The 25,737-nt window shown below is 37.0% G+C and carries 23 protein-coding genes and 1 pseudogene; 20 read left to right on the forward strand and 4 right to left on the reverse strand.

Going from position 1 to position 25,737, the window contains the following annotated elements:
* Positions 1-186 precede the first annotated feature (186 nt).
* The 7 genes from RI196_RS02300 (at position 187) to RI196_RS02330 (ending at position 5,043) form a co-directional block, all read left to right on the forward strand.
* On the forward strand, positions 187-1,812 hold the full coding sequence (locus tag RI196_RS02300) for a hypothetical protein (protein WP_311066817.1): 1,626 nt from the start codon (positions 187-189) through the stop codon (positions 1,810-1,812).
* On the forward strand, positions 1,809-2,513 hold the full coding sequence (locus tag RI196_RS02305) for an ABC transporter ATP-binding protein (RefSeq protein ID WP_063387905.1): 705 nt from the start codon (positions 1,809-1,811) through the stop codon (positions 2,511-2,513). The genes RI196_RS02300 and RI196_RS02305 overlap by 4 nt, the downstream gene beginning before the upstream one ends.
* A 72-nt stretch (positions 2,514-2,585) precedes the next feature.
* Positions 2,586-3,005, forward strand: a complete 420-nt coding sequence (locus tag RI196_RS02310) for a stage II sporulation protein M (protein ID WP_311066818.1) — start codon at positions 2,586-2,588, stop codon at positions 3,003-3,005.
* A gap of 49 nt (positions 3,006-3,054) precedes the next feature.
* Positions 3,055-3,351, forward strand: coding sequence for a hypothetical protein (locus RI196_RS02315; RefSeq protein ID WP_063387903.1), 297 nt, complete (start codon positions 3,055-3,057; stop codon positions 3,349-3,351).
* A gap of 442 nt (positions 3,352-3,793) precedes the next feature.
* Complete coding sequence (locus tag RI196_RS02320; protein WP_311066819.1) at positions 3,794-4,219, forward strand: hypothetical protein; 426 nt, start codon at positions 3,794-3,796, stop codon at positions 4,217-4,219.
* On the forward strand, positions 4,216-4,377 hold the full coding sequence (locus RI196_RS02325) for a hypothetical protein (RefSeq protein ID WP_311066820.1): 162 nt from the start codon (positions 4,216-4,218) through the stop codon (positions 4,375-4,377). The genes RI196_RS02320 and RI196_RS02325 overlap by 4 nt, the downstream gene beginning before the upstream one ends.
* Positions 4,378-4,734: 357 nt before the next feature.
* Positions 4,735-5,043: a hypothetical protein gene (locus RI196_RS02330; RefSeq protein WP_311066821.1), complete on the forward strand. Its 309-nt coding sequence runs from the start codon at positions 4,735-4,737 to the stop codon at positions 5,041-5,043.
* 543 nt (positions 5,044-5,586) lie between these two features.
* Here the strand turns inward: RI196_RS02330 and cyoE are convergent.
* Positions 5,587-6,504 carry a heme o synthase gene (gene cyoE, locus RI196_RS02335; protein WP_311066822.1) on the reverse strand — a complete coding sequence of 306 codons (918 nt, stop codon included), beginning with the start codon at positions 6,502-6,504 and terminating at the stop codon, positions 5,587-5,589.
* Between the two features lie 160 nt (positions 6,505-6,664).
* On the opposite strand from cyoE, the pseudogene RI196_RS02340 reads away from it, so the two are divergent.
* Positions 6,665-7,278: pseudogene (locus tag RI196_RS02340) on the forward strand (TetR/AcrR family transcriptional regulator).
* Between the two features lie 322 nt (positions 7,279-7,600).
* Here RI196_RS02340 and RI196_RS02345 read toward each other — a convergent pair.
* Complete coding sequence (locus tag RI196_RS02345) at positions 7,601-8,452, reverse strand: hypothetical protein (protein WP_375338797.1); 852 nt, start codon at positions 8,450-8,452, stop codon at positions 7,601-7,603.
* A 118-nt stretch (positions 8,453-8,570) separates the two neighbouring features.
* On the opposite strand from RI196_RS02345, the gene RI196_RS02350 reads away from it, so the two are divergent.
* The gene (locus RI196_RS02350) at positions 8,571-9,581 is read left to right on the forward strand and encodes a DUF4885 family protein (protein WP_311066824.1); all 1,011 of its coding nucleotides are present in this window, start codon (positions 8,571-8,573) and stop codon (positions 9,579-9,581) included.
* Positions 9,582-9,999: 418 nt separating this feature from the next.
* Positions 10,000-10,263, forward strand: coding sequence for a hypothetical protein (locus tag RI196_RS02355; RefSeq protein ID WP_311066825.1), 264 nt, complete (start codon positions 10,000-10,002; stop codon positions 10,261-10,263).
* Positions 10,264-10,850: 587 nt separating this feature from the next.
* Here RI196_RS02355 and acmB read toward each other — a convergent pair.
* Positions 10,851-12,056: a methyl acetate hydrolase AcmB gene (acmB, locus tag RI196_RS02360; protein WP_311066826.1), complete on the reverse strand. Its 1,206-nt coding sequence runs from the start codon at positions 12,054-12,056 to the stop codon at positions 10,851-10,853.
* A gap of 795 nt (positions 12,057-12,851) precedes the next feature.
* Between acmB and RI196_RS02365 the strand changes: the two genes are divergently transcribed.
* The 9 genes from RI196_RS02365 (at position 12,852) to RI196_RS02405 (ending at position 22,725) form a co-directional block, all read left to right on the forward strand.
* Entirely contained in the window at positions 12,852-13,646 is a 795-nt protein-coding gene (locus tag RI196_RS02365; RefSeq protein WP_311066827.1) for a sugar phosphate isomerase/epimerase family protein, read from the forward strand.
* Positions 13,643-14,458: a 5'/3'-nucleotidase SurE gene (gene surE / locus RI196_RS02370; protein ID WP_066248180.1), complete on the forward strand. Its 816-nt coding sequence runs from the start codon at positions 13,643-13,645 to the stop codon at positions 14,456-14,458. Before RI196_RS02365 ends, surE begins: the two co-directional genes overlap by 4 nt.
* On the forward strand, positions 14,451-15,494 hold the full coding sequence (locus tag RI196_RS02375; protein ID WP_311066828.1) for an ABC transporter substrate-binding protein: 1,044 nt from the start codon (positions 14,451-14,453) through the stop codon (positions 15,492-15,494). The genes surE and RI196_RS02375 overlap by 8 nt, the downstream gene beginning before the upstream one ends.
* 17 nt (positions 15,495-15,511) lie before the next feature.
* A complete protein-coding gene (locus tag RI196_RS02380; RefSeq protein WP_311066829.1) occupies positions 15,512-17,263 on the forward strand; it encodes an ABC transporter permease in 1,752 nt (583 codons plus the stop codon).
* Positions 17,250-18,320 (forward strand): ABC transporter ATP-binding protein, encoded by a 1,071-nt coding sequence (locus RI196_RS02385; RefSeq protein ID WP_063387896.1) that lies wholly within the window; start codon positions 17,250-17,252, stop codon positions 18,318-18,320. Before RI196_RS02380 ends, RI196_RS02385 begins: the two co-directional genes overlap by 14 nt.
* Before the next feature lie 820 nt (positions 18,321-19,140).
* Complete coding sequence (locus tag RI196_RS02390; RefSeq protein ID WP_311066830.1) at positions 19,141-20,904, forward strand: hypothetical protein; 1,764 nt, start codon at positions 19,141-19,143, stop codon at positions 20,902-20,904.
* Positions 20,905-21,343: 439 nt separating this feature from the next.
* Positions 21,344-22,015, forward strand: a complete 672-nt coding sequence (locus RI196_RS02395) for an ABC transporter ATP-binding protein (RefSeq protein ID WP_063387893.1) — start codon at positions 21,344-21,346, stop codon at positions 22,013-22,015.
* Positions 22,012-22,173 carry a hypothetical protein gene (locus RI196_RS02400; protein WP_162877049.1) on the forward strand — a complete coding sequence of 54 codons (162 nt, stop codon included), beginning with the start codon at positions 22,012-22,014 and terminating at the stop codon, positions 22,171-22,173. The genes RI196_RS02395 and RI196_RS02400 overlap by 4 nt, the downstream gene beginning before the upstream one ends.
* Before the next feature lie 243 nt (positions 22,174-22,416).
* Complete coding sequence (locus tag RI196_RS02405) at positions 22,417-22,725, forward strand: hypothetical protein (RefSeq protein WP_063387892.1); 309 nt, start codon at positions 22,417-22,419, stop codon at positions 22,723-22,725.
* A gap of 496 nt (positions 22,726-23,221) precedes the next feature.
* Here RI196_RS02405 and RI196_RS02410 read toward each other — a convergent pair whose 3' ends face one another.
* Entirely contained in the window at positions 23,222-24,157 is a 936-nt protein-coding gene (locus RI196_RS02410; RefSeq protein ID WP_094245053.1) for a DMT family transporter, read from the reverse strand.
* Positions 24,158-24,282: 125 nt separating this feature from the next.
* Here RI196_RS02410 and pdxR point away from each other — a divergent pair, with 125 nt between their 5' ends.
* A complete protein-coding gene (gene pdxR / locus RI196_RS02415; RefSeq protein WP_311066831.1) occupies positions 24,283-25,725 on the forward strand; it encodes a MocR-like pyridoxine biosynthesis transcription factor PdxR in 1,443 nt (480 codons plus the stop codon).
* The last annotated feature ends 12 nt before the right edge of the window (positions 25,726-25,737 follow it).

Below are 25,737 nucleotides of genomic sequence, written 5' to 3' on the forward strand. Positions count from 1 at the left end.
AGAATGGACTCGAAATGGTAAATTAAAAAAATCGAGTGATGGCGAAATAAGTTTTTGCCATCGCCCTAGATTTTAAATTCAGGGGGCAGTATGTTAAAGTCTAATCTTTTTTATTCTAATTTCAAATTAAATTTTAGACGCTATGTCAATAGATTTCTTTTTTTCTTTCCGTTTGGGGAAAATTTATTGAATCAAAAAATATTACTAGTTTTATTTGTTTTCATTTTTGGAGTATACAATTTTATCCTATATCATTTAGTAGAACTGATCATTCCTTATTTTTCTCAAGCAGCTGTTTTGTTAGTCAATTTGCTAGTATTATGGAATTTAATCAACAATCTTCGTTCTTCTCATGATATTTTTCAAAGGTTTGTTTATCCGGAAGATTTTCTCTTACTATACTCCGTGAAAACAGATCCAAAAGATATATTATTGGTAAGATTTTTTACGCAAATCATTTTCAAGTCACTGTTTTCGACTCTTTTCTTTTTATATCCTATCCTGTTCTACGTTTTAAATTTTGTAGAAGAATCAATAACTTCTCGGCTATTGTTATTTGTATCGTTTCCATTTTATGTTCTTTTTTTAATTGGGGTCATCAGTTTTTATTCTTCAGGATTATACATAATATATTCAAAGGTTTTGCATGTTGTTTTTCAGTCAGCTGTGAAAAGTGTACTTTCTTTCGTTTTTGTTATGCTTTTATCATTTCTGTCTACGATTGTATTTGGCTGGTTAGGTTTTAGCTACTTTTATGAGGAAAACTTTATAGAATCAATCGTTCATTCTATTTCTAGATTCAATCTTGATGTGATTTTGACTGGTTATGTGCTGCCTACTAATTGGTTATTTAATACACTAATGGAAGTAGAATACTTTCTCTATTATCAACCGTTGTTGCTAATTATTGGAATCATTCTAATTTATATTTCGTATCTTATTGTAAATAAATATTTAGACGTAAAAGATATTTCGCAGCTTTCCAATGAAAAAACAAATGTCAACATAATAAAAAACAGATCTTTTCCTAACTTTGTTTATAGGAAACTAAAAAAACTTCTATCAAGAAAAGTTTTGGCGGTTATGAAAAAAGATTTCATCGCTTTCACTCGAGCGAACTTTTTAATAAAAAAGAGGTTTTATTTATCTATCTATATGCTGGCTTCCGAAATCGGTTTATTGCTCGGATTAGGAATGATGCAAAATTGGTTTGAATTCCCGGCTCTTTTCGTAATATATCCGATCATCTTTGCAGTATCAATAAATGTCTCGTTTTTAGGAGACGGATTATTAGGGATTACATCAGCTGATGCTGAAAGGGAGAACTTGCTTTTATATAAAGGGTCAGGCTCTTCTTTGAACCAGTTAATCGTAAGCAAGGCGATTTTACATGTTATTCCTATTTTGATCGTCATGAACGTTTTATTTATATGTGTTGTATCGTTTTTTCATCTGAAACTAAGTACTGTCATTATGATATTTGTCCTTGTAAATACTACCGCTATTATCATCAGCAGTGCTCAAATTATTGGAACGTTTTTGTATCCGCGTCTGGATTGGGAACATATTGAAGATGTTGGCTCTTCCGTTAAAGCTTCTGTTTTTGAACACACGATTTTTGGAATTGTTTTAATATTAAATTTAGAAATATATGGGCTGTTGGGGGTTCTTTACTGGAAAAACTATATCAGCAGCATTCTTTTTAATATGTTGGCAATCTTAGGTTCTTCCTTGCTATTCATAAGCTTTTTTATATTCTTTTACTTTTGGATTAAACGAGTCGGTACTTCTCATTGGGAGATGAGCAGATGATTATAAAAGATGTTTCGAAAAGGTATAAGGAGTATGATGTATTAAAATCAATTAATATTACATTAAAAAGAGGAGAAATATATGGATTATTAGGGCCAAACGGTGCTGGGAAGTCCACTTTGCTTAAATGTATAATCGGATTGGTCACTCCAGACTCTGGAAAAATATTTATTGATGGTAAGACAATTGATGATGATCGATCTGAATTTTTACAATATATAGGTTATGTGCCGGACACACCTTTTATTTATAATTATCTTACTCCAAAGGAATATTTAGATTTTATAGCTGATCTGCAGCAAGTACCCGATTCGCAAAAAACTGACCGTATTCAAATGTTGTTAAAAAATTTTTCACTAAAAGATAAGGAAAATGAAATGATTTCAACTCTTTCCTTTGGTATGAAGCATAAGCTGTCTGTTGCCGGTGCTATCATTCATGAACCAGATGTGCTTTTACTAGATGAGCCGCTAAGCTCATTTGATCCTCCGACAACAATGTTTATGAAAAAGTTTTTAAGGGAATACGCAGATAGTGGAAAAATTATTTTCATGTCTACTCATTTAGTGCATGTTGCTCAAAATCTATGCGATCGTGTAGGAGTTTTAATCAATGGGGAAATATTAAAGGAATACACGAACATGAAAAACATAATAAATTTCGAAAATATGATTATTAATGATATGGAAGAGATTGGTTAAATAAAAAACGTTCTACTGCGAAATAAGCGGGTTTTATCAGTAGCGTTTATAATATACGTGATTGGAATTATCATGGGTACTTTTTTTAGCAATATCTTACCTGTAGAAAGACAGGAACCAAATGTTGGCCGTACTATATTTGATTATTTTATACATAACGTACTTGCGGATGTTTTCATAAGCTTTACTATATTTACGTTTGGAATTTTTACTGCTGCTTTATTACTAGTCAATGTTTTTTTAGTTGGTGTATCTATCATGCACAGTCTTCAACATGGGAACGATCTAATTTATATTGTAACAGCCCTAGTTCCACATGGTATATTTGAGATTCCTGCTATGATTATTGCGGGTTCTATCGGATTTAAACTGGTTGATGCAGTCATTGCCAAAATGAGGGGAGAATCAAATTCCGTTTTTTTTAAAGGACATCTTTACATTCTTTTTTCTAATGATCATTTTGACATTTATCGCTGCAGGTGTAGAGGCTAAGATCACTCCATATTTAATGGCCCAATTTTCATGAGGAGGTGTAAAGCATATGCTATGGGAAAAACTAAACTTAGAAAAATTACTGAATGATTCGAATAATGGGTCAGATGATGAAGAAAATGAAAAAAGCACATGGTTTATACCCGTTTTTTACGTTTCCATATTATTAGCTTTATGTATAGCATTTATTGAGATAAAACTCATTTTAATCACTCTGTTTGCCCCTGCCATTATCGTCATAATGTGGAAGCCGCCGTTTAAAAATAAAAAAAGGCTCTTTCGAATTATATCATTCATATATCTTTTATTTCTAACTATAGTTACGATATGGTGGTTCCAAGGTTGAATTTCTAACGAAAGTTGTAAAGACTGTATCTTTTGACGCTTACGAATTTTCATTTCATCTAATATATTGAAGTCTAATTCGCGATTTTGCTAGAAACATTTCTGACAGATTTCGCTGCAGTCATAAAAGAAACTAAAGTCCGCCCGTAGGACAAACAGCACCGTTTATGAGATTGGAATAACAGAAGAAGAGGAAAGCATAGTAAATAACGGCCAAGCTTTTATGAGGCGCTTGAAAAGGGGAGATTCTGTTATATGAATTTATTATTACAGCCCAAGCAATATTTCTGAAAACAAAAGCCAGCCAAATCAATAGTAGGCCTGATTATCCTAATTTTATTTGTATCTACTGTTTTTTTGAGCCTATTCATCTTAGATATACTATCGGATGAAGTATACGATCTTGACAAACAACTGGCAACTTTTGTTTTTATTAAGAAGAAATGGCCTATATTCCTGATAAACCTCTTGTTTATGATGCATTAACTGGATTTGAAAATAAGGAGCTTATTCTTTCACTTTGGAGGATCAAAAAAGAAAAAAGAGCTGCATATGAAGAAAAATTCCTTTGTGAACATTTTGAACTGACACATGCTTTGCAAAAGCCAGTCAAACATTACTCTCTAGGCATGAAATATAAACTATTCCTTATTAGTATGTTAGCAAGATCACCTGAGTTGATTATTTTGGCTAAACCTTTTACTTCATTAGAAAAGGCCTCACAAAAGCAGTCAATCATGATGCTGGAAGAAGCGTTCAAGAAACAATGCATTTTATTTACAAGTCACCAGCGATATATTTATGCCGAATTAGGCAGCCGATTTTTTCTGCTTGAAAACAGACAGCTAAAGGAGATAAACCTCATATGAAAACTTATTCTCTCATTATGATCGCAATCAGTTTAGTCATGATTTTGGCAGTATTTGTGCTGAAAATAACAGCATTGCTTGTCGGAAAAATTCTTCTAGCCGTTGCTGCTGCTTTTTTCGTCTCCTCACTGATTCGTTTAATAAGTCTCAAAAAATAAAACCTGTCCGACAGACAGCATTGATTAAGTCCTGAATTTTGTGTAAAAAGGAAGCGGTTGGATTGGCCGGGAATTTAGGTTTACTGGCCTGGTAGTATGATTTTACACAATAATTAGGACTTGGCAGACAGCATTTCGGAAATTCGTACAGTAACAGGTGAAGTTTTTTGAAGGCACTGCGGATTGCCTCCCGGATTCAACAGTGAAATATTACAGAATTAAAGCAGATGGCAGCATCAAGGATAAGAAATTGTTCGTTAAATAATCAAACAGAGGGGAAGACAGGAAAACATTTTTGTTTTAAAATAGAAAAACCAGTTATATAATGAAGAAAAGATTTAAAAGGGGCGTGTACTGATGAAAAAAATCGTTGCCCTGACCATTTTTATTTTTGTGAGTATTACCTGTTTATCTCTTTCCAGCGATCGTTCCATTCATAACATAAGTGCCGTTCACGAGATTAGCACCATTGACCATTTTGCGGATAATTTTGTTCCGATTGATGGTTCGGATATAGCAAAAGATTCTTGGTTTGATGTGGCCAGCTATATTTTCATTGCGTTAAGCCTCACTTATTTCTGTTATCGCTATGTGCAATCTGTCAAAAGACGGATTATGCTGAATCCTGTGTTTTACGAATCGAATTATGTGGTCTCACCTTTTTGAATTGATCATATACTATCATTCAAAGGAGGATGGCCATGATGTGGATTCGTTTTATTTTAACAGCATTTTTTTCCATTACGGCTCTTACTTTATTTTCTTATCAAGGATTTGAAATTTTCAACGCGTTTATGGACTTTTTTAGAAAAGATTCATAGCCAGAAGCGAAAGTTCAGTCCTTGGAAATTATAGGTAATCAGGAAATTAGTGGAAGGAGGGTTAAAAAAGACCTCCACTTTTGCTTTCACCAGTGTGGAAAAATCTGCAATGTAGACTTCTTCCTCAAACCAAGAGATGGAGTTACAGTCTGAACCGATAATCGTCCTCATTCTTAAAATTTGAGAGATCATGAAAAATTATACCTTTTCTTCATCGTATCTCTTTTAAGAGATTGGTTTTAAACCACTAGCTGCCCCTAATACCATTGTCCTTCTCAAACCTTTTGATCACCATCTAAGATCATTTCTAATGCTGCCACAGAGGCTCCCATTGGAAACATAATTGTTTAAAAATATTCCATTAATAAATTATCATTGTTTTATATTATCATAAATTAAAAAAAATCCCTGTCAGAGAATAGATAATGACAGTTGAAAATAAGATTGTCATATGAAGCAGGGAATAAATAAACATTGATTTTGCCCATTTCTCTGAATCCATCTTTTTATAGCCGAAAATGCTTAACATAAGCCACAGAACACTTAAAAGAAGGGCTACTAACACAAGACCGAGGCTTAAAGATCCAAAAAGAAAGCTTACAACCATTAAAATAATTAAATAAATATTCGTTTGTATATATGTTCTTTTAACACCTTTGACTACTGGAAGCATAGGAACCTTCGCCGCCTTATACTCATCGTGCTTGCGAATAGCTATTGCATAGAAGTGAGGCATTTGCCATATAATTAAAATCACAAACAGACCAAGAATGGCTGGATGTGTGATGTCTGGATAAATAGCAGACCATCCTATAAGAGGCGGCATGGCTCCAGAAATACTTCCAACCTCCGTATTATAAATTGTTTTTCTCTTACTCCACATCGTATATGGGACAACATAAAAAAACAAACCTAGAAACCCTAGGAATGCTGCTAGAGGAGTTGTTAATGCAAGCGCTGCTATTCCGAAGATAGACATGGAGATGCCAAGCCATAATACGGTTTTGGGCTTTATTTCTCCTGTTACAGTTGGTCTGTTTTTCGTTCTCTCCATGATCGAATCTATATCTCGATCATATAAGTTATTAAAAGCTCCCGCCGCCCCCATTACGAAAATCGATCCAATCAAAGCAAATAGTATTTCCGGAATTTTCTCATGAAGACGGATTTGATATGTATACATTGCCAATGTCAACCCAGCAAACATCGGAATCAGGTTTGATTGAATAATCCCTATTTTAATAGTTTGCGCCAAAATTTTTCCCAAAGTCTGTTTCTGTATTGCAAAGTTTTCTTCCCTCCGCATTAATACCTTTTCCCCTTTTACTAGATTGCGTAATTTAGAAATGACATAGTGGATGGTTACTTATAATTAAAAATTTAATTTGCATACTCATTAGAATTTATATACTATGTGGTATGTTAATTCTATATGGTTCTCTTGTCAAGAGAGAAGAAGGGAAAAAATGGTCAGACGAAGATTAACCCAAGAGGAGCGAAAAAAGAAACGCGGCAATTACTTTTAGAATCAGCTGTTGAGATCTTTGCTCAATTAGGCTTTCACGGCGCTTCTGTTGATAAAATTGCGGAACATGCCGGATTTACCAAAGGGGCGGTTTATGCCCATTTTCATTCCAAAGAAGAGCTCTTTCTAGCGATATTGGAACAACAAATGCAATTGCATGTGGACAACATCCTTCAAATAATAGAACAACAGCAATCACTTTCACATTTTATCGAAACAATGGATGAATATTTCCTTACAGTTAGTCAGAAAAATCGAACGTGGAGCATGCTTCACATGGAATTTTTTCTTTATGCGATGCGTGAAGAATCGGTGCGCCATAAATGGTCTAACATGATAACGGAATCGGTAAAACAAATTTCCGAGGCGATTAAAAAATTGAAATCGAAAGAGAATCATGAGTCTTCTCTATCTGCGAATGAAATGGCATGGACAATTCTTTCGTTAGAAAATGGTTTAGCTACATTTTATTATATTAGCGAAGACCGCGTGCCCCTTCATTTATATGGAAAAGCACTTCACAATATGCTCCTCTCTCCCATGCTAGAAAAATAAGAAAATACTAGTTGAAATAGATTGAAAAATAGTTATAAATTTTTGGACGCAATTTAAACTTTATTCGAGATGGGAAGTATGAGAAAAAAGAATAAGCGTTTTTGGTTCATCAGCCGATACTCAGTTATTGCAAATATAGTTGTAAAAAGTACATTTTCATACCATTATCCGATTTATGACGTTGTGAACATTCGTTTAACGGGTTGAGATTTTCAACGCATAATCCGAATACCCAAAATGATCAAGCCAGTTTGGCTAGATTGAGAAAGCCAGACTGGCCTTTTTTCTGCTCATCATTAAATGCAGACGATTATTCATATGGCTAGTAGCTGAATTGATCTGTTACATCATATTCATAATTTATCGTCGCACGGACATTTGTCATTGTCGACTTGCCCGTTGCTTTGGCGTTATATTTGAAACTCCATTTTTGAGCAACCAGTAATTGATCCTGCAATGAAATCGGATAATGTCCGCTTGTTGCGCTGGAAACAGTAGAAGTATACCAAATCCCTGTCTGTTCCGGCATAATTTTGTGAAGTACATTTCCTTGAGTTGGCGATTGGGTGCTGGATGTGGTGATTGATTTAACAAATGCTCGTTTTGGGATTGTCAAATTATTTGTTAAATCCATTGTAATGACAGAGGAGTCGACACCTTGGGGATTTAAATAAATGTTTCCATTATTAACAGCCGTTCCTGAAAATGGAAATGTTCCGCTTCCCGATTTTATTCGATCCAAAATTGATACGGTAAAATACATATCCCCCGTATAGTTCCCGCGGCTGACTCTTATATAAAAAGTTTGGGAATTTGCGGCTGCATCAGCTTTTGCGAAAATAAAAGGAGTCAATGAATCAGGGTTCACGACATTCGTTCCTCTATCAATAGGGTCTTTACTGCTGTTAAATAGTTCAATTTTCATGCCTTCGTACTCATTTCGATAAGAGCTTCTGACATAAATTCTTTCGCCGGCATTTGCCGTGAACTTGTAATAGGCTTCTTCTTCGCCTTCAGGCAAAATAGTAGTTCCCATATTGCTGTATTTCCAATATCCCGCGTAATAAGCAGTTTCAAAGCTGTTATTACCAGTGATGGTGCTTGCTGCAAATGATGGTGAACTAATTGAGAAAATCACAAGGACTAATAAAATGATTCGTAGCAACGGTTTCATTAACATATAATCCCTCCTATAGTATTAATTAACTATTATTTTATCTAAAAAGATTTTCTTATATTTCCTTCTATTAATGCCGATATATATAATAAATGGAAATATAGGGGGGATTGAAATGAATATCCATTCTATCCGTACATCCATTACGGCGTATTCCAGCTATCAAACGAACAAAACAGGAAAAAAGGCGGAAGAAAAAGATGAAACGATTATTCAAAGCAAAAATGATTGGGTGAGTGATCTGGATAGAAAAATTCAATTATTAGATGAGCATTACAGAAAAGTTACAGAACAAAATAAACGTTTTAAAGATCCTGTACAACATATTAATGATAAATATATAAATCGGAATTCCCCATATTTTAGACACGACATGACTGAATTGGAGAGAAAAATTGCTCATCGTAACGAGATATCTTGGCTATATAACGGTCTTGCCGGAAGTTATGATTTGAGAGATGCTGTTTTGCGCGATCAGCCCCTTATCCAGGGTGATGTGGAAGTGGCAGAGCGAAAAGCGTATAATCGCCAAAAAGTGAATGAACAGATAAAACAACTGTTTGAAAAATATCAAATCAATGTTCCGGATGGAGTGAAATTGACATTTACGATCGATCCCAACACTTACAAGTTGACCGTAAGCGGAACTGATGATACAGAGCTTATCAGATTAATAGAAGAGGCACTGAATTCAGCCAATAATGCGAAAGAACTGTTTATCCATATCATAAAAAGCCGTTCCCATGATAATACGCAATTTACTCCTGAAAAGTATGACAAATACAACTTGGTTCGCGTTATAAAAAATGCAACAGGATATAATTTGAAGGACTTGGCCGTTGTCGACGGAAAGTTTGTTACGGAGGATGGGACCGATATTTTTGAACTTTACAAACGATCGCTTCGGCAAAATCCATATGTAACCGAGGAAGATTATCGAGTGTTGACGACCCATTACGGCCCGCAGCTTTATGACTTGGCTAAAAACGGCTTCGACTCAATTCCGGACTTAATTTTATCCATCAGCTACGAAAACGGTTCTTTATATGACATCGGCCAGAAAGAAAATTACGGAACGGGAAAAACGGATTGGATTGATGAACTAAAAGCTGGCAAGCTGAAATAAATCAATAATAAGCAAATGGAAAGTTTCAAAACATGTTAAAAGAGCTTTGTAAAAAATTGTACTCTCCCTTTACGATCGATAGGTGCAAAAAATCTGTTGATCCTAAGGGAGCTTTTTTATGTCAAAACTGCTTTCCATGTCTATCAAAGCGGAACATACTTCTTGAAAGAAATTTGTTTGAACTATTCGCTAAAAGAGTGGAGGAAGAAAGCCGTCCGAAATGCGGGGTCCAGTCCTGTTAGTATACATAAGCTAAAAAGAACGCTCAAACCTCAAAATTCATCTTGGGTTTCCATTTTTTAAAGGACATCTTTACATTCTTTTTTCTAATGATCATTTTGACATTTATCGCTGCAGGTGTAGAGGCTAAGATCACTCCATATTTAATGCCCAATTTTCATGAGGAGGTGTAAAGCATATGCTATGGGAAAAACTAAACTTAGAAAAATTACCGAATGATTCGAATAATGGGTCAGATGATGAAGAAAATGAAAAAAGCACATGGTTTATACCCGTTTTTTACGTTTCCATATTATTAGCTTTATGTATAGCATTTATTGAGATAAAACTCATTTTAATCACTCTGTTTGCTCCTGCCATTATCGTCATAATGTGGAAGCCGCCGTTTAAAAATAAAAAAGGCTCTTCCGAATTATATCATTCATATATCTTTTATTTCTAACTATTGTTACGATATGGTGGTTCCAAGGTTGAATTTCTAACGAAAGTTGTAAAGATTGTATCTTTTGACGCTTACGAATTTTCATTTCATCTAATATATTGAAGTCTAATTCGCGATTTTGATAGAAATATACATTTCTGACAGATTTCGCCGAAGCCATAATGTAAAAGACAATAAAAGCTGCTCGAAGCACAAACAGGGGCTGTCCAGCAAGTCAAAATCCACTGAAAACGAAACATCATAAGCGTTGATATATCAACGTTTCTAAAACATTAAAGGGGCGTCTATAAGCCGGAAAATCGACTTATTAGAAAGCCCCTTAAAAATTTGTTTCAGTTTGCTGGATAGGCAAAAAGATTGGCCCGGAAAATCTCCGATATTCAATGATTGATATTGATAAATGCAGTACAATAAAGGATTCTTAAAGAAAACGCTATCGAATATATTTCTAACAAGCTCTTAAGCTATGGCTTCCGCCGCTGAAGTGTATGTTAGAAAGAAAATACTTTATATGATCATCCATCCGCACTTTGTGACATTATACGGAGTAAGCGGGGGAGTCATCTGTATAGTCTCCATTCCCTAGATCAAGTCGTAATCTGACCGAACCGTTTCAACGTACTATAGACTGCTGACTCGAATTCGAGGAAGCCTAAGTATGAACCCACATCTTGGAACGGAAATATTTGCGTAGCCCAATATCCGCCAATCCCGTTTTTGCGATCAATCCAGTAAAACAGGTTAGCCAATCCCGACCACATCAATTGGCCTGCTGGACGACCTGTAGGGGTAGGTTCATCGTTTACCTGGAATGTATAAGACCACGACTTTTGTACGCCGGGGTAGAACTCGCCGTCATTAGCCAGCGTTGGATCGGACGAAATCCATCCGCCGCTCTTCAATTCCCCAAGTCCGTTTTGAGACATTTGCGCGACTGTTTCTGGTTTGAGTACACCCGCACCGTCATTCAGAATCATTCGGATAAACTTCGTGTATTCGCCAATGCTCGCATACAAACCATGTCCTCCCATATCCATTTCTGGAGATTGCGGGAGAATAAGCTCAGGTTTTGGTGTGAGTTGACCATCCTGACTGCGGCTGTGGATGGTTGCGCGGCGTTCCATCATCGAAGGTGATAACGTGAAACCGATGTCGGACATGCCGAGTGGGGCAAAAATACGCTCTGCCATCACTTCGCCCAGTCGTTTACCGGATACGGCTTCAACAACTTTACCAACCCAGTCGATGTTGACGCCATAGTTCCAGCGTTCACCTGGCTCGAATAGAAGCACGCTCTTTACAGAGTCAAATGTACTAGTGAGAATGGAAGGTACTCCCTTTGCTTCACGGTATTTTCGATCTTCATGACTGAAGAACTCGTAGCCGAAGCCGGCAGTGTGAAGCATCAACATGTTGATCGTAACGTCGGTTTTTGCTTCCCTTAGTTTTGGCTGCCCGTCTTTGTCAAACCCTTCGAGAACTGGAATCTCGGCAATCTCAGGTACATACTTCTTGACAGGATCGTCGAGACTGACTTTTCCTTCCTCGACCAATTTCATCAATGCCGTACCGGTGATGGCCTTCGTGGTCGAAAAAAGAGCGAACACTGTATCGGTGGTCATCGGTGTTTTCTTTCCGAGATCGCGTACACCGGCTGCCCCCTCATAGATGTTTCCGTCCCGGTCAGTTACCATTGCAACTACACCAGGGGCTCCTCCAGCCCTGCCTACAGCGGTATCCAACACCTTGTCAAGAGTTTCCTTGAGAGCATCCTTTACTGCTTGTCTTGTCATATCTTTACCCCCTTTAATCGCTTACAATTTTAATTATTTAAATAATTTTCTGTATTTTCAAAACAAACTATATCACGCTCAAACAGAGCCTGTCAAATTTTATTGTGTTGAGCGCTTTTTCATTGTCTTTTTTGAAGTTGTATCAGCAGCGAATTCAGTATTGAAGGCTAAGTTCAAGTACTACAACCGAAGAGGCAGAGAATTTTTAGATTCCACTGTCGGCAAGGATTTTCGCATTGAACGAAATGTCCTTTAGCGTCCTCAAAAGGGGGCATATAAAATATTTTGCGATTATTTCCGGGATCAATCTCATTTGGAAAAACAAACTGAATTTTTTCATCTGTGTGGGAAACTGCTAGTAAACTCGGAAAATATCACGTCCGCAATGATTTTTATAATATGACAACACATGTGATATCTAAACAAAAAAGAGTGTATTTAGCAAAGAATATGAATAAATCGTAAAAAATTTACAAACAATTTACATTCTAAGTTGGGAATGATGCATAATTGCGATTTGAAGCCGCTTTTTCATTTCTTATTTTTATTTTTTCATTTACAGAATGTTTACAAAAGTTCAAACCGCCTTTAAGTGTTCCTTAACAAATCTTTTCTAAACTTAAGATAGATGAAAAGGAAGTGGACATACATATTCCAATTGCTTGTCAGAATCAATTGTTGATTCAGGAGGAAGTGATTTTCATGGACTTAACTCACGAAATCTTTCTCTAATCGGCAATGTAAAAATGAATCTCTCCATTTCATTAAAAAATAAGAAAGGAGGAAATCAGTTCGATGAATATACGCTTTGCTTCTACACTTGCATGGGCATTTCCGGTTGAGGAAGTGATTAGGCTGGCAAAAGAGTTAAAATTTGTCGGTGTTGAGGTTTGGGCAGAGCATGTGTGGAAATATGAAAGCATGCCTAAACGAATCCGACAGGTCAAAGAAGAAACAAACATGCAGCTGACGATGCACGCAGCAAGCTGGGATTTAAACTTAAGCTCTCTAAATAATGGCATTCGCAAGCAGTCCGTTCATGAAATTATTCGATCTATTGAGCTGGCTTCACAAATTGGGGCTGATAATATTACATTTCATCCAGGAAAGCTGACTCTTGCGGATTCAGACGTTTCTGTCCATGAAGAGCTTTTGTTCGAATCAATGGAAGAACTTGATCGAAAAGCTAGACAAGAAGGACTCACGTTATCGTTAGAAATGATGGAATGGAAGGCGAAAGAGTTTATTATTAAACCAGCCGCCGTAAAAAAAGTGATTGCACCTTTTTTCCCGCAAATTCAAACGACATTTGATGTCGCCCACATTCCATTACACGCAGACATTTTTTCTATCTGGAATGAAATGCCTGAGGTAAACAAAATTCATATTAGTGATGCAACAAATGAAATTCTTCATTTACCGTTAGGTGACGGTGATATCGGAGAAGAAATATTAAACAAATTTTTAACTATCGAGAATATTCCAGTAATTATTGAAGGGTTTGATGCTTCAAAAGATTTGATGGTGTTAAAGAAAAATGTACTGTATGCAAAACGGAACGGAAATCGATTGAAGGAGGTCGTCCGTTGAGAATTTTAGTTACAAACGATGACGGAATTTTTGCGCCAGGAGTCGAAGCACTTGTAGAAGTTCTTCAGCATTTTGGTGAAGTTTATGTCGTTTGTCCTGACCAAGAACGAAGCGCAGTCGGCCATTCCATTACTCTCAGAACACCATTAAAAGTGAAACCTGTGGAAATATTCTCTGGAACGAAAGGGGCATGGGCCGTAAACGGTACTCCGGCCGATTGCGTCAAGCTTGGGATGGAAGTACTGTTAAAGACTCCGCCTGATATTTTGTTTTCAGGTATTAATCTTGGTCCGAATTTAGGAAGGGATTTATATTATTCTGGTACATTGGCAGGTGCGGTTGAGGCTTCTCTTTACAACGTTCCAGCCGTATCAGTATCGTTGAACGAATTTGATGAAGCGAAGGTAAATTATTTAAAAACAAAACAGCTTTTGTATAAAGCGGTTGAAATTATTTTACAAAACCGAATTCCTAAAGGAGTTTTCTTAAACATCAATTTACCGAATATTCCGATTTATCTTTGTAAAGGTGTTGAGGTAGTTCCTTTAGATTTGACAGTTTCCCGTTATCGATACGTAGGGCTAAACGATCCGCACGGTCAAGTATATTTTTGGTTAAAAGATGAATTAAACCAATTAGTAAACCTTAACGAAAACAGTGATTATTTAAAGCTAAAGGAAGGTTATATTACCGTTTCACCTGTGGAGTTTCCCGTTCATCACAAACGGAAAATGGAACAGATTGAACGCTGGTTTCGAAAATGCTCTTTAAATTTCTTAAAAGAGGGTAAGGAGGAACATTCCAATGCGTAAATGGTTGTCCGCTTTCACTATATTCACATTACTTTTTGTATTAGCTGCCTGTGGCAGCAGCAATAATGCCTCATCAAGCAATGATGTAGAAACGCAGTCAGAACAAAAGAAGGAAGTCTCAGGGGAACTTAATTTCTATACTTCACAGCCTGATGAAGATGCTCAAAGATTAGTGACAGCTTTTAATGAAAAATATCCTGATGTAAAAGTCAATACTTTCCGGTCAGGAACGGAAGAAGTGATTGCAAAATTACAAGCTGAAAAAGAAGCTGGAAACATTCAAGCAGATGTTTTGCTTGTTGCAGACGCTGTAACGTTTGAAAGTTTAAAAAATGACGATCTTTTACTTTCTTACAAATCAAAAGAAGCAGAACAAATTCCGGGTCAGTTTATTGACAGTGACGGCATGTACACAGGCACAAAAGTGATGGCAACTGTTCTTGCAGTGAACACAAATAGTGTGCAAAACATACCTGATAGCTGGAATGTATTGACGGAAAGCAACGCAAAAGGAAAAGCGATTATGCCAAGCCCGTTTTATTCAGGAGCAGCTGCATACAATCTTGGAGTGTTTACAAGACAAAACGATTTAGGATGGGATTTCTTCAAGCGTTTAAAAGAAAACGGAATGGCTGTTACGAAAGGGAATGGCGGTGTGTTAAAATCGGTTGCTTCAGGGGAAAAGCCATACGGAATCGTTGTTGATTATCTCGCTGCGCGCGCCAAAAAAGAAGGTTCACCTGTAGAATTCATCTATCCGAAAGAAGGCGTTCCTGTCATTACTGAACCGATCGGTATTATGAAGGATACAAAAAATGAAGAAGCAGCTAAAGCTTTCGTAGATTTCGTTTTATCAGAAGAAGGACAAAAATTAGCAGCTGAACTTGGATATACACCGATTCGCCAAGACGTTAATGCTCCAGAGGGATTAAAAACGATTGATGAGTTGAACGTACTGAATGCAGACATATCTGAGCTTTATCAATCTCGTGAAGAAGATAAAGCAAAATTTGGTGAAATATTTGGTCAACAATAATTAAAGGAGAGAGGACGATGTTTCCTGGTAAAGAGCAAACAAAAGGGATGACGAGGAGCACGTCCTCGTTTTCTCGTTTCTCCCCATTGAAAAACTTGTGGATGGGTTTCGGGTTTTTACTGATTATTTTATTTTTTATAGTTCCCGTTTTTCGCCTTATCTTATTAAGTTTAACAGAAGAGGGTGCCGTCTCATTTTCGAATTACTCAGAAGTGCTGAAAGAAGAACAAACATGGATCACTGTGAAAAATACGCTTTATATCGTCATCGGTTCTACTTTGGTTTCACTTATTTTAGGGATTGCGATGGCATGGGTTATCGCCTATTTAAACATTAGCGGGAAAAAATGGATGCAGCTGTTTATCTTTCTTCCGTTTATTATTCCTTCATACATTACAACACTTGCATGGGTTCAGTTTTTTAGCGGCAATGGACCAATTGCAACTGTTCTTCATATGCTTCCAGGAGATTGGAAGCTGCCAAACTTGTATAGCATAGGTGGAATCATTTTTATTTTAGGTTTGTCTCATTATCCGCTTGTATATTTACTAACGGTGGAAGTGTTTAGAAAAATTCCTCTGGAGCTTGAGCAAGCGGCACAAACATGCGGTGCTAAAAGAGGAACTATTATTCGTAAGGTCATCCTTCCGCTAGCATTGCCCGGGATTTGCAGCGGCGGAATGCTCGCTTTTTTATCAAACCTTGATAACTTTGGGATCCCTGCTTTTTTAGGTATCCCGGCAAACATTCGGGTGCTAAGTACGTATATTTACGAAGAAGTCGTCGGATTTGGACCGGCTGCCTTTGCAAGAGCGGCCGTTCTATCGATTTTGTTGGGAGCAATTGCTTTAATCGGACTGTCTATTCAATGGCTTCTTTTAAGGCGAAGCCGTGTAATTGAAACGGTCAAACGGGATAAAGAACCTCGCATTCATTTATCGTTGACGTGGAAGCGTTTGATCGAAATAGCCGTTTGGGCATTTTTGTTGTTCACGAGTTTCGTTCCGTTCGTTTCAATGGGTACGACATCATTAATAAAAGCTTACGGGCTCCCTTTTCAATTAGAAAATTTATCACTGGAAAACTATCGATACATTCTATTCTCTGATCCAAAAACGATGTCAGCGATCAGCAACAGCATGAAGCTTGCGATCTTAACGACAATTGTCTCATTGATTGTCGGAACGGCCATTGCGTATCTTCGCTATAAATCACCAAATAGATGGACAAAGTTAGTGGAGCTGTTTGTAACAATACCTTACGCACTGCCGGGGACTGTCTTTGCTCTCAGTATGATCTTTTCATGGATGCAGCCGTTGCCAGGATGGAACCCGGGTATCTACGGCTCCATTTGGATTTTAATTATTGCCTACATTACAAGATTTATCATTTTACAGGTTAGGGGAAGCTACACGGCGCTGACACAGGTAGAGCCTTCCATTGAAGAAGCTGCTCGTACGTCAGGGGCTAAACCTTTGGTCAAATGGTGGCGAATTCTCATGCCGCTTCTTTTGCCGGGTATCATTGGCGGAGCCTTGTTGGTCTTTTTAACCTCTTTGACCGAACTGACAGTTTCCAGCCTTCTATGGTCTACAGGAGCCGAAACGGTGGGAGTTGTTATTTTTAACTACGAACAGGCTGGATATACCACTTATTCCACAGCATTTTCAAGTTTAATTGTTTTAGGAATTTTGTTCGGCAGTTTTTTGTTTATCAGCCTTGAAAAAGTTTGGAGACGAAAGGTGTTGAAACAAAATGATTCGGCTTGATGGGATTTCAAAATCATATGGGGATGTCACAGCTTTGCATTCCATTGATTTAACAATCAAGGATGGAGAATTTATCGCCATTTTGGGACCTTCTGGTTGTGGAAAGACTACATTATTAAAATTACTGGCCGGTTTTATGAAACCGACAAGCGGAACCATTACGATAAATGATACTGTTGTTGCTTCAGCGGAAGCCGTCCTCCCGCCGGAAAAAAGGAACATAGGGATGGTTTTTCAATCGTTTGCCTTATGGCCGCATATGACAGTATATGAGCATGTTCAATTTCCTTTAATGCATCATTCGTTTGCTCCAAAGGCTGATAAGGAGCAGAGGGAGGAGAGAGTGAAAAATGTTTTACGAATGGTTGGGTTAGAGTCGCTAGCCCAACGATATCCTCATGAACTTTCCGGCGGACAAAAACAGCGGGTGTCTTTAGCACGTGCAATTGCGCCAGAACCAGGTCTTTTATTAATGGATGAGCCTCTCAGTGCTTTAGATGCTGAACTTCGAATGGAAATGAGAAAGGAGATTCAACACATTCATCGTCACACAAATGCTTCCATTGTATATGTTACCCATGATCAAAGCGAAGCATTTGCGATGGCAGATCGAATTGTCGTAATGAATCATGGGAAAATTGAACAAATTGACCGGCCGGAAATGATTTTTACAAGGCCGGAGACAGAATTTGTTGCAACTTTTGTAGGCAAATGCAATTTAATTCAAGGTAAATGGGAGGAAAAAATGTTTATTCCGAAGCCATTTCCTAATGAAAAATGGCCGGATATAGGAGTATCTATTAATTTAAAAAAAAAGGGTCTATATCCTGTCCGTCCGGATCAATGGGCGCTGTCTAAAGCAAAAGAAGGTTCTTCGCATGGGGTGGTAAAATTTGTTCAATATCAAGGAAAAGAAATGTATTACATCGTACAAGTAGGTGAAGAAGAATGGACGGTACATGAATTGATTCAACATACTTCCCGCTTTCAAGTTGGAGATCCGGTCAATCTCGTTCTTCAAAATACTGTAATAAAAAAAGAAGCAGTTCTTGTATAACATAAAAGATTCAAAGTTCTGTGTAAACTTGATTGTCTTGATGGAGATTAAGTTTGGTCTAATCTGCTTGAAAGTACCCTCTCAAATGAGATGGGTGCTTTTTTGTCATTTTTTATAGATTTAAAATTTTATATATTTAGAATAGATCAAAAAATAGAATAATGAAGTCAAAAAAAGTAGCAGTGTTATCGTTGTGCGGTTTATTTCTGCCTGTCAGTTTATCTGCTTTTTATTTTTTAAACAGTGAAGAAAATGTCAGGCAAAAAGATCAAGAGTCAACTAATGAAGCCAGATCCCTAACAAGCCAAGCAGGATAGAAGTTCATACTTGCCTGATCTGTGGGTTAGAGTGTTGAAAAAAATTTAAAAACTTGAGTGAAAGTTTTGTGAATAAAATTTACAAAGATGTATTGATAGTGGTCTGAATATATCTTAAACTTAGGTGGTAATAAAAAGTATTTTAGTAAGTAATTTACTGTTAATGGCTAAAAGAAATAAAACAAGCTGTCTTTTCTTTTAGTGTGCTTTAGCAGTCGGCTTTTTAACGTTTGCACTGTGCTCACTCTCTTCAGCGTTTCCAACTGCAGATCGTGAAAGTGTAGCGGCGGTTGTCTTAAACGTTGTTGAAGCTGGCGGAGCTATTACTGCAATCGTTTCTATTCCAACAGCAGTTGGTTCAGCGGACGTTCATAGAGCGCTGCAGCAGGTTAAGCAGCAATTCGTTAATATCTAAAGAAGGAAATCAAGAAAAGTGATTATCGCTTGAAAGTCAAACTATTTTTCGATGAAGAATTTTCATACTTTGAAATACAGGTGAGAGAATGTTAATAAAGCTATTATCACTTATGCTATCGATTCGAATGGAACAGCAATATTCTGCTGTCATCGAATTCATTATTAAAAAAGCGCCCTTTTTAAGAAAACTTAGTTCAAAACAGTATATGATGTTTTCTTTTATTCTTGATATTTTGCTTGCCTTCGTCATCGTATCCGTTTTGTACAAATGGCTATACTCCCAACAATATCGCCAGCAATGGGAGAGTGGTTTCATTGTCTTTTTTCTTCTTTATTCAATTTTTAAGGGAGCCGGAGCTTATCGAAGAACTCATATTCCACCGTTTATGGATCTTATTCAGGCTGCTCCAGTCTCGTTCAAATCAATACATATCACATTTATTGCTTTAGAGCTGGTATGGAGCATTTTTACAAATTCCAGCCTATTTTTTGTTTATATTTTATTTCAATCACGAATTGCGGAATCATTAGATGCTTTATTCTGGATGAAGCAGTTGAATATTTTGCTGCTGGGCGCTCTGTTGTTTATGACGAGCAATAAACTTGCAGGTGCCTATATTCATAACATTGTAGTAAAAAAAATAGGGTGGGTCCGTTTTGTATTTTTCGCCGCTGTCTCAACTGCTTTTTTTATGCTGGGGCGCGTTCTTGTGTCAGGTCTTCTAGTCCCTATTTTCAAAACATTTAAGGATAATTTTCCATCCTTTTTGGCTGCAGCTGAAGATACAGCTTGGGTCAATCTATCTCAGCAGCTGATCAATCTATATGGGAATAAAATAAACTCCTTTCAAAAGAGTTTATTTTCAGATGGCTCTTTATATTTGCAGATTGAACATTTTATTGGGACTCCCTGGATGTTAGGGCCTCTGATTTTCCTTCTAGTTGGCGTACTTTCCTTGCCTGTTAAAATGATTCCAACTGAAGATCATGGAGAGATTAAGAGATTTCGTGACTTTTTTCACTTCTATCTACAGCTGCTGCATTGGGTACGTTCTATTTTTTTGCCGAAGAATGCACTGATTTATAAAGATCTACAAATCATACGTGAAAAAAGATGGCTGCTCTCAAAAGAATTTTTTAATTATATGGTCTTATCTTACGAAGCATTTTTTTATATAGGGTTCTTTACTGCATGTATGTCAGCGACAGGAAACACGGCTCTCCAAATACAGCTATTATTTACATTGAACTTGATGGTTTTAGCTAACCAAGCAATGGAAATGAGAATGTTGACTCCTTCTTTCTTTTCTTTTAGCACCGAAAAAAGAAACATATGGATGTACCAACTATCATTTTTTTCGTTAACTGAATTCTTTTGGGCAAAATTGAAATTGTTTTATTGCCTATATTTAATTCCATCTTTCTTTTTGACGATAGGGAATATAATGATTCTTACGTATTTCCAAATAGCTGATCTCAGGATGATCATTCCTTTTATTGGAATAACTATCTCTTTTTTCATTTTTCCATTTATTCAATTATACTTGTTTCCATTTATCACCAAGTTCCATTTTATTCATGAATACGAGATTGGAACAACTGAAGAAGAGGAAAGCATAGTAAATAACGGCCAAGCTTTTATGAGGAACTTTCTCGTCATGCCTTTTATTTATTACTTGTTCGCATCACTATTTATTAGTGTATTGAGGGAAGCGGCAGGTGCTGTCAACTACATATCTGTTCTATATTTTATGATAGTTTCAGCCATTTGCCTAATTGTTTGTAAAAACACAATGAAGAAAGGAATTGACCATGTTGAAAAAGTTAAAATCCTTTCTATTACTGAATAAGTGATTGCCTCGCTGGGACTGATTTATTTCTTGTTTTTGAACTCGCTGCTATATACTCGCAATGAGTGCATTCCAAATTTACAACTAGGAAACAATTTTTCTTTCTCAGTTATTTTTATGTTAGAGAGCTATCAATGTTTGGAATTGGTTCGTTGACTTGATGGAAGATGACCGCAGTCACTTTGTTTTACAACAATTCTCATAGGGAAATCACAACTTATATGACCGCTGTCATGTAGGACTTACCTTTTTCTCACACAGTGCTTGAAATACCGGAGCTATTAATTTTTTCAATCATAAGTACTTATCCCTTTATCTTGATATTTCTGCTTTATTACGGAATAGTTTCTTACGCTAAAAGGAAGCAGAATAGGGGCTGTGGCGTATTGTCTCGCTTTATTGGATTATAAACTGTTTGTTGATTATTGGAGGATTTCTAATGGTTAAGCTTCAAGTTTCACAACTGGCTTTTCAGTATGAACAAACTGCAGAAAAAGGAGCATTGCTGGAAAATGTTTCTTTTCAATTACATGCAGGAGACCGAGCATGTATCATCGGAAAAAATGGCAGCGGCAAATCAACTTTGCTAAGGCTAATAGCGGGATTAATCCAACCGGATTCAGGAAATATTTTACTAAATGAAAAGTATAAGCCTGGAACAGATCGTTTTAAAGAAGCAATGGCCTATATTCCTGATAAACCACTTGTTTATGATGCATTAACTGGATTTGAAAATAAGGAGCTTATTCTTTCACTTTGGAGGATCAAAAAAGAAAAAAGAGCTGCATATGAAGAAAAATTCCAAGAGCTTTGTGAACAGTTTGATCTGACACATGCTTTGCAAAAGCCGGTCAAACATTACTCTCTAGGCATGAAATATAAACTATTCCTTATTAGTATGTTAGCAAGATCACCTGAGTTGATTATTTTGGATGAACCTTTTACTTCATTAGACGAGGCCTCACAAAAGCAGTCAATCATGATGCTGAAAGAAGCGTTCAAGGAACAATGCATTTTATTTACAAGTCACCAGCGATATATTTATGCCGAATTAGGCAGCCGATTTTTTCTGCTTGAAAACAGACAGCTAAAGGAGATGAACCTCATATGAAAACTTATTCTCTCATTATGATCGCAATCAGTTTAGTCATGATTTTGGCAGTATTCGTGCTGAAAATAACAGCATTGCTTGTCGGAAAAATTCTTCTAGCTGTTGCTGCTGCTTTTTTGGTCTCCTCACTGATTCGTTTAATAAGTCTCAAAAAATAAAACCTGCCGACAGACAGCATTTCGGAAATTCGTACAGAAACAGGTGAAGTTTTTTGAAGGCACTGCGGATTGCCTCCCGGATTCAACAGTGAAATCTTACAGAACTAAAGCAGATGGCAGAATCGAGGAAAAGAAATTGTTCGTTAAATAATCAAACAGAGGGGAAGACAGAAAAACATTTTTGTTTTAAAATATTAAAACCAAGTATATAATGAAGAAAAGATGTTAAAGGGGCGTGAATACATGAAAAAAATCGTTGCCCTGACAATTTTTATTTTTATAAGTATTACCTGTTTATACATTTCCAGTGATCGTTCCAGTCATACTATAAATGCTGTACACGAAATTAGCACCATCGATCATTTGGCAGAAAATTTTGCTCCGATTGATGGACCAGATATAGGAAAAGACTCTTGGTTTGATATTGCCAGTTACATTTTTATAGCGTTAAGCACCACTTATTTCTGCTATTGCTTTGTGCAATCTGTCAAAAGACGGTTTTTGCTAAATCCCGTCTTTTACGAATCGAATTATGTGGTCTCACCTGCTTGAATGAATCATAAACAAATCATTCAAAGGAGGATGAGTACCATGATATGGTTACGTATGTTATTAACAGCATTTTTTTCAATTACAGCTCTCTCTTTATTGTCTTATCAAGGATTGGAAATTTTCAACGCGTTTACTGACTTTTTTAGAAAAAATTAATGGATTGAAGAGGGTTAAATAGAACTCTCCTTTCCTATCAGCTTGCGGAGAAAGAAGTATTTTTTCTCTGCAAGCTTTTTTATTGTTGAAAATAGTCCACTTTGCACATAGATAAGTCGTCGTTCTTTCATTTGCCGCAACGTGGCCGATCTGAAAAAAATCAAGTAATGGGTAATTTTAAAACATATTAAGAGAGCTGTGCAAAAGAATCCGGCCAGCTTGTCCTCTGAATGAGAGAGGCAAGCTGGCCTCATTTTTTTAAATCGCTATGGATGAAATGGCACACTGAAAGTTTTTGTCGCAGGGATTTAACGGCTTTTTTTAAAATATTCCAGAGTTTTCAATCAAAATTTTTTGAAGCGGTCCTGTGAAATAGCGCTCCCTTTTTCCAATACTCATAAAAAGTTGATCGATTAGTTAAAAATACACCAAATAAGATCAAGAAGGCGCCGATCAGCGTAATGGGTTTCATGATTTCATTTAATATTATGTAGCCGGCGATTAGCGCGACAAGAGGCGAAATGTAAAGCCAAGTTGACGGAAAAACCGGATTTGTTTTTGAAACAAGCCAATAATACAGCCCGTGGCCGACGATGGAGCCGATGATGATTAAATAGAGCAGTGATAACACCGTTTCATAGCTTGCCAGCAGCAGCCATTTGCCTTGTTCGCCCGTTAAAAAGGATACAGCCAATAAGAAAATGCCGCCGTAAAACATTTGTACGGCATTTGAAAGAAACGGCGAGATATCCGGATGTTTGCTTGTAAACATTTTTGCCCGAACTGTCCCAAGTCCATAAAACCATTCGCTTAATATGATCATAAAGCAAGCCAAAACCCACATGCCGGAGACAGACAAAGAGAACCCCGGTGAAGAGATCAAAAAGACGCCTATTAAAGCAACCGCCATCCCTGCTAATTGTTCTTTTTTGATCGGTTGTTTATTCTCTCTTGCCTGATGGAGCAGCACCATCATCGGGCCTGTTGCAGATAATACAGCAGCTAGTCCGGACGGGATGAATTGCTCAGCCCAATATAATGAAGCAAAAGTGATAAAAGTTAAGCAAAAACCGTTAAACACGAGCGAAGAGGAAAATAAAACGGTTTTCAATCGATAGTTCCGCATTTTAAAGACGGCCATCATAATCACCCCAGCGGCAAAAAAACGCATTCCCGCTGAAAAAAACGGCGGTGCCCCTGCTTCAATTCCGATTTTGATAGCTAAAAAAGTTGTTCCAAAAATTAAGCATATAAAACAGTAATTCAAAATAACCACGACGAATAACTCCTTTTTGTTAAGTTTTTTGATATTATAACGACAACGGTATATAACAGTACAATGCACTGTATAACAGTTATGCGCTTTTATCTTTTGTCTTTTATGTAATGGGAGGGGAGACAATGCAATTATCGATTAATAAAAAATTAGGCACCCCATATTATGAACAAATCAGCAGGCAAATCGAAGAACGGATTCAATCGGGCATGCTTCTTCACGGTGAAAGGCTTCCTTCTTTAAGATCGTTAGCAAATGAACTTAATGTAAGCTTTCTGACGGTGCAAAAAGCCTACAAACTGCTGGAATTGAAAGGATATATACAGATTCAGCAAGGTAAAGGTGTTTTTGTTGCAGCGGGAAAGAAAAAATCATATGAAAAGCACTCTGAATCTTTCGGCTGGCAGCATCAGATGAAGATGAATGGAACAAGATCACAATATCTCGCCTATCGTGAAAAAGAGATTTATGACTTTTCCCAAGCAGTCGTTTATCCAAGGCTGCTTCCATCTCACTTCCTTGTTCAAGAAATGAAAAAAATATTGGAGCAGCATCCCCTTGTGTTGTCGACATATGGTCCTATTGAAGGAGATGAAGAATTAAGGTATGAAATTGCCAATTACTTATTTAACTTCCATCACTTATCTGTTAAACACGACAAAATGATCATTACAAGCGGTGCACAGCAAGGAATTGACTTAGTGGCGCAAACTTTGTTAAGTCCAGGGGATGTTGTGATGGTTGAAAGCCCTTGTTATGGTGCGGCCATTGATGTGTTTGTCAATAAAGGATTTCAAGTCGTATCGATTGGAGTAGATGAAGAGGGATTGAAAGTAGATGAATTGGAGGATAAATTGCAGGTGCATCAACCAAAACTATTATATGTAAACCCAACCTTTCAAAATCCTACTGGAACATGCATGCCGGAAAAGAGCCGCAAGCAATTGGTAGAACTAGCAGAAATGTACCATTTTTTAATTTTAGAAGACGATTCATTCAGCGAAGTTTCATTTGACAATATTACGGTGCCAAAGCCAATAAAATTCTTTGATAAAAACGGTCACGTCATTTACCTTAAAGGATTTAGCAAAACAACTGCGCCAGGCATTCGCATTGCGGCTGTCATTGTGGATGGGGTTTTATTCGACTGGCTGTACGGCACGAAAGCGACGATGGATATCGGAAGCCCGCTCTTACCGCAAAAAGCGCTGCTTCCCATTTTGCGGACGGAGCGGATGAAAAATCATATGGAAAAACTAAAAATTGCGCTTGAATTAAGAAGAAATACGGTTCTTGACGCATTCAAAAATTTAGAGGAAGTAATGATTTATAAACCAAAAGGCGGATTGAATGCCTGGATTAAACTTCCATCCATGATTCAGCCAATAAAATTGCAAGAAGCAGCTCGGAAAAATAAGATTTCTTATTTGCCCGGAAGCGCCTGTTTTCTTCATGAACCGAAACAACATTATATTCGCATCAGCTATTCTTATTTGAGCGAGCATGATTTGCAAGTCGGTATCGAAAAGCTGGTGGACATTTTGCAAAATATGATGAAAGAGATGTGACACATTTGACGC

This window comes from Aeribacillus composti (assembly GCF_031760945.1).
Taxonomy (GTDB): domain Bacteria; phylum Bacillota; class Bacilli; order Bacillales; family Aeribacillaceae; genus Aeribacillus; species Aeribacillus composti.

What these genes read in the sequence shown, in the direction of transcription:
- RI196_RS02310 (WP_311066818.1), top strand. Translation starts at nt 2,586, where the DNA reads ATGGGTACTTTTTTTAGCAATATCTTACCTGTAGAAAGACAGGAACCA.
- RI196_RS02385 (WP_063387896.1), top strand. Translation starts at nt 17,250, where the DNA reads ATGATTCGGCTTGATGGGATTTCAAAATCATATGGGGATGTCACAGCT.
- RI196_RS02330 (WP_311066821.1), top strand. Translation starts at nt 4,735, where the DNA reads ATGAAAAAAATCGTTGCCCTGACCATTTTTATTTTTGTGAGTATTACC.
- RI196_RS02355 (WP_311066825.1), top strand. Translation starts at nt 10,000, where the DNA reads ATGCTATGGGAAAAACTAAACTTAGAAAAATTACCGAATGATTCGAAT.
- pdxR (WP_311066831.1), top strand. Translation starts at nt 24,283, where the DNA reads ATGCAATTATCGATTAATAAAAAATTAGGCACCCCATATTATGAACAA.
- RI196_RS02390 (WP_311066830.1), top strand. Translation starts at nt 19,141, where the DNA reads ATGTTAATAAAGCTATTATCACTTATGCTATCGATTCGAATGGAACAG.
- RI196_RS02350 (WP_311066824.1), top strand. Translation starts at nt 8,571, where the DNA reads ATGAATATCCATTCTATCCGTACATCCATTACGGCGTATTCCAGCTAT.
- RI196_RS02380 (WP_311066829.1), top strand. Translation starts at nt 15,512, where the DNA reads ATGTTTCCTGGTAAAGAGCAAACAAAAGGGATGACGAGGAGCACGTCC.
- RI196_RS02315 (WP_063387903.1), top strand. Translation starts at nt 3,055, where the DNA reads ATGCTATGGGAAAAACTAAACTTAGAAAAATTACTGAATGATTCGAAT.
- acmB (WP_311066826.1), bottom strand. Translation starts at nt 12,056, where the DNA reads ATGACAAGACAAGCAGTAAAGGATGCTCTCAAGGAAACTCTTGACAAG.
- RI196_RS02305 (WP_063387905.1), top strand. Translation starts at nt 1,809, where the DNA reads ATGATTATAAAAGATGTTTCGAAAAGGTATAAGGAGTATGATGTATTA.
- RI196_RS02320 (WP_311066819.1), top strand. Translation starts at nt 3,794, where the DNA reads ATGGCCTATATTCCTGATAAACCTCTTGTTTATGATGCATTAACTGGA.
- RI196_RS02400 (WP_162877049.1), top strand. Translation starts at nt 22,012, where the DNA reads ATGAAAACTTATTCTCTCATTATGATCGCAATCAGTTTAGTCATGATT.
- RI196_RS02395 (WP_063387893.1), top strand. Translation starts at nt 21,344, where the DNA reads ATGGTTAAGCTTCAAGTTTCACAACTGGCTTTTCAGTATGAACAAACT.
- RI196_RS02405 (WP_063387892.1), top strand. Translation starts at nt 22,417, where the DNA reads ATGAAAAAAATCGTTGCCCTGACAATTTTTATTTTTATAAGTATTACC.
- cyoE (WP_311066822.1), bottom strand. Translation starts at nt 6,504, where the DNA reads ATGCGGAGGGAAGAAAACTTTGCAATACAGAAACAGACTTTGGGAAAA.
- RI196_RS02375 (WP_311066828.1), top strand. Translation starts at nt 14,451, where the DNA reads ATGCGTAAATGGTTGTCCGCTTTCACTATATTCACATTACTTTTTGTA.
- RI196_RS02365 (WP_311066827.1), top strand. Translation starts at nt 12,852, where the DNA reads ATGAATATACGCTTTGCTTCTACACTTGCATGGGCATTTCCGGTTGAG.
- RI196_RS02345 (WP_375338797.1), bottom strand. Translation starts at nt 8,452, where the DNA reads ATGAAACCGTTGCTACGAATCATTTTATTAGTCCTTGTGATTTTCTCA.
- RI196_RS02325 (WP_311066820.1), top strand. Translation starts at nt 4,216, where the DNA reads ATGAAAACTTATTCTCTCATTATGATCGCAATCAGTTTAGTCATGATT.